This is a genomic window from Jatrophihabitans sp. (assembly GCF_036389215.1).
In the GTDB taxonomy this organism is placed as follows: domain Bacteria; phylum Actinomycetota; class Actinomycetes; order Mycobacteriales; family Jatrophihabitantaceae; genus Jatrophihabitans_A.
In genome coordinates this window covers 1-3,263 of record NZ_DASVQG010000301.1, presented here as the reverse complement: position 1 = coordinate 3,263, position 3,263 = coordinate 1, and the positions used below count along the sequence as shown (strand labels likewise).

3 protein-coding genes are annotated in these 3,263 nt (G+C 69.6%); 1 reads left to right on the top strand and 2 read right to left on the bottom strand.

Going from position 1 to position 3,263, the window contains the following annotated elements; all coding sequences use genetic code 11:
* Positions 1-942: cysteine desulfurase-like protein (locus tag VF542_RS17115; RefSeq protein WP_408652903.1), on the bottom strand; the 942-nt coding region annotated here is incomplete at its 3' end.
* A 71-nt stretch (positions 943-1,013) separates the two neighbouring features.
* Here VF542_RS17115 and VF542_RS17110 point away from each other — a divergent pair.
* Complete coding sequence (locus VF542_RS17110; protein WP_408652902.1) at positions 1,014-1,772, top strand: SDR family NAD(P)-dependent oxidoreductase; 759 nt, start codon at positions 1,014-1,016, stop codon at positions 1,770-1,772.
* Positions 1,773-1,975: 203 nt separating this feature from the next.
* Here VF542_RS17110 and VF542_RS17105 read toward each other — a convergent pair whose 3' ends face one another.
* A complete protein-coding gene (locus VF542_RS17105) occupies positions 1,976-2,896 on the bottom strand; it encodes a S1 family peptidase (RefSeq protein WP_408652901.1) in 921 nt (306 codons plus the stop codon).
* Between the last annotated feature and the right edge of the window lie 367 nt (positions 2,897-3,263).

The window sequence follows — 3,263 nt, the reverse complement described above, 5'->3', positions numbered from 1 at the left end:
GCCGATGGCGGCCAGGCCGTCCTCGAGCCTGGTGCACAGCGCCGTCTCATGCTGCTCCACGGCAAGATGTGAAGCCGCCAGCCGGTCGCGCCTGCTCCCGTCGTCACCGGCGATACCAGCCAGGTAGTCGACGGCCGCGGTGGTGCCGGCCAGCAGCTCGTAGGGCAGCGTGCCCAGCTCGAAGCGCTCGGGCACCGCATCGCTTGAGGGCAGCAGCTTGTCCGGCAGCAGCGTCTCCAGCAGCGCCGGGCTCGCGGCCAGCGCCCCGAAGTGCGGGCCGAAGAACTTGTACGGCGAGCAGGCGAAGAAGTCCACTCCGAGCGCCGCGACGTCGATGCCGGTGTGCGCGGCCAGGTGCACCCCGTCGGCGTAGAGCAGCGCACCCGCACCGTGCACCAGCTCGGCGATCGCTGCCAGGTCCGGCCGGGTGCCGAGCAGGTTCGAGGCACCGGTCACGGCCACCAGCCGAGTCCGGTCACTGAGCTGGTCGGCGACGTGCTGGGGTGTCAGCTCGGTGGCCTCCGGGTCGAAGTCGATCCAGCGCACCGTGGCGCCGGCCCGTTCGGCCCAGATCACCCAGGGCCGCACGTTGGCATCGTGGTCCAGCCTGCTGACCAGCACCTCGTCACCGGCTGACCAGCCGTCGGCCAGCGTCCGCGCGATGTCGAAGGTCAGCTGGGTCATGCTGCGGCCGAACACGATGCCGCCCGGATCGGCGCCCAGCAGGTCGGCCATCGCTGCCCGCGACTCCCGCACGATGGCTTCGGCATTCCGCTCGGCCTGGGTCACCGTGCCGCGGTTCGCGATCGGCGACACCAGCGCATCGGAGATGGCACGAGCCACCACCCGCGGCGTCTGCGAGCCGCCCGGCCCGTCGAAGTGCGCGGCGCCGGCAGCCAGCGCGGGGAACTCGGCACGGACGGCGGCAACATCGAAGCTCATGGGCCCCACTCTCTCATCCCCGGCGCCGGCCACGGAATCGCCGGCGGAGCGGCCCGGTAACGTCGCAACGCGTGACCACCTGCAGCCTGGTAACCGGAGCCAGCCGCGGCATCGGCGCGGCCATCGCCCACGCGCTGGCGGCGGCCGGCCACCGGGTCGCGGTGCACGCCGGGCGCGACACCGCCGCCGCCGAGCGGGTCCGTGACGCGCTGCCCGGCAGCGGGCATCTCGCCGTGACCGGTGACCTCACCGCGCCGGACGCCTGCGCGCGGGTCGTGGCCGAGGTCATCGAGGGACTGGGCGACCTCGACGTGCTGGTCAACAACGCCGGCATCTACGCCGCGCACCCGATCGACGCCACGTCCTACGCCGACTGGCAGCAAGCCTGGCACGCGACGCTGGAGCTGAACCTGGTGGCTCCGGCCAACCTCGCCTGGCTGACCGTCGAGCACCTGCTGCACCGCGCGGCCGGGCCCACCGGTGGCCGCCTGATCAGCGTCGGCTCCCGGGGTGCCTACCGGGGTGAACCCGTCACCCCCGCCTACGGCGCGAGCAAGGCGGCGCTGCATGCCATGACGCAGTCGCTGGCGGTCGCCCTGGCACCGCACGGCATCCTGGCAGCGGCCGTCGCGCCCGGCTTCGTCGACACCGAGATGGCGCGCGGCGTCCTGGACGGCCCGGACGGTGCCGCGGTGCGTGCGCAAAGCCCGTTCGGCCGGGTCGCAACCCCGGAGGAGATCGCGGCTGCCGTCGGATGGCTGGCCACCGACGCACCCGTCTGGCTCAGTGGCACCGTGCTGGACGCCAACGGGGCGTCCTACCTCCGCTGAGCCGCCGTCCGGCCAGCGGGAAATTGCTACCGCAGGAAAGTGAACAAGACAGCGCCACCGGACCCGGGCGAGCCGCACAACGCAGAACCGGCCGCCCGCGCGATGCGCGAGCGACCGGCCTGCTTCTTACGTGGAGGGAAAGCAGTTCCATGCTTGGAGGGGAAAGCAGTTCTTGCCTAGCGGGACCGGCTAGGAGGAACGGATTAGTAGACGCTGACGCCGTACACCGAGAGCGCCTCGGTGACCGGCTGGAAGTACGTGATTGCGGTGGCGGTGCTGCAGGTACCGCTGCCGCCCGAGGTCAGGCCGAGCGCCTTGGTGCCGTCGAACAGCGAGCCGCCCGAGTCGCCACCCTCAGCGCACACGTTGGTCTTGATCAGACCGGTGACCGTGCCCTCGGCGTAGTTCACCGTGGCGTTGGTCGCGGTCACACTGCCGGCGTGCACACCGGTGGTGCTGCCGCTGCGCTTGACCGCCTCACCGACGAAGGCGTTGGCGGCCGAGGTGATGTCCTGGAAGCTGCCGTTGTAGAGGTCGACGTTTCCGGGCGGCGTGCTGCCGTTGGTGTACTTCACGATCGCGTAGTCGTTGCCCGGGAAGCTGCTGCCGGCCGTGTTGCCGAGCACCGCGGTCTTGGCGGAGTTGGAGTACCAGGTGGAGGCGATGTTGCCGCAGTGGCCGGCGGTCAGGAAGTAGTAGACGTTGCTGCTGGTCCGCACGTTGAATCCGAGCGAGCAGCGGTACTGGCCGCCGTAGATGGCGTCACCACCGGAGATGTACTTGTGGAAGGTGCCGGCTACCCGCTCCGTGCGCACCGCGGTGCCGAACTGGGACACCACAGCGGTGACCCGGGCGAGCTTCGCGCCGGTGACGCTCTGGTCGAGCGACACGACAACCTGCGAGGTCGCCGAGTCGACGGACCACGCGGTTCCGGGGATCCGGGCCTGCTTGTCCAGCGCGCGGACGACGTTGGCCAGTGCGGCCGAGCTGTGGGTGCCTGCCGACGCGGGGCCGGGCGCCGGAGCCGCCTGGGTGGATGGTGCGATGAGCAGAGTGCCTGCTGCAAGAGCGCCGACGGCGACAGCGATGGCGCCGGTTCGGGCAGTGATGCGGATACGACTCACTACGAGCCTCCTCATGAGGGGATGAGCGGCTGGGGGTAGCCGCCCATGGGCTCGGCAGACCCTTTCCCCGTGCGCCATGTGGGGGTTGACAGGCACGCGGATGCAGGGGCGATTTCCGAGGTGCCTCAGGTTTAGCATGTCCGCCCAATTTGGACAAGCAAAACATTAAGTATGACTGCATCTCTTCACGCACTTTAAACATAAGTGTTAATTTGGATGTTAGTGATTGACCAATCAATAATTACCAAAGGCAGGCGTGATAGGAGCCGATCAGAGGGCTAGTAGACGTTGAGGCCGTACGCTGCCAGCGGTCCGGTGGCTGGCTGGTAGTAGGTGATCCCGCCGGTGCTGCAGTTGCCGCTGCCGC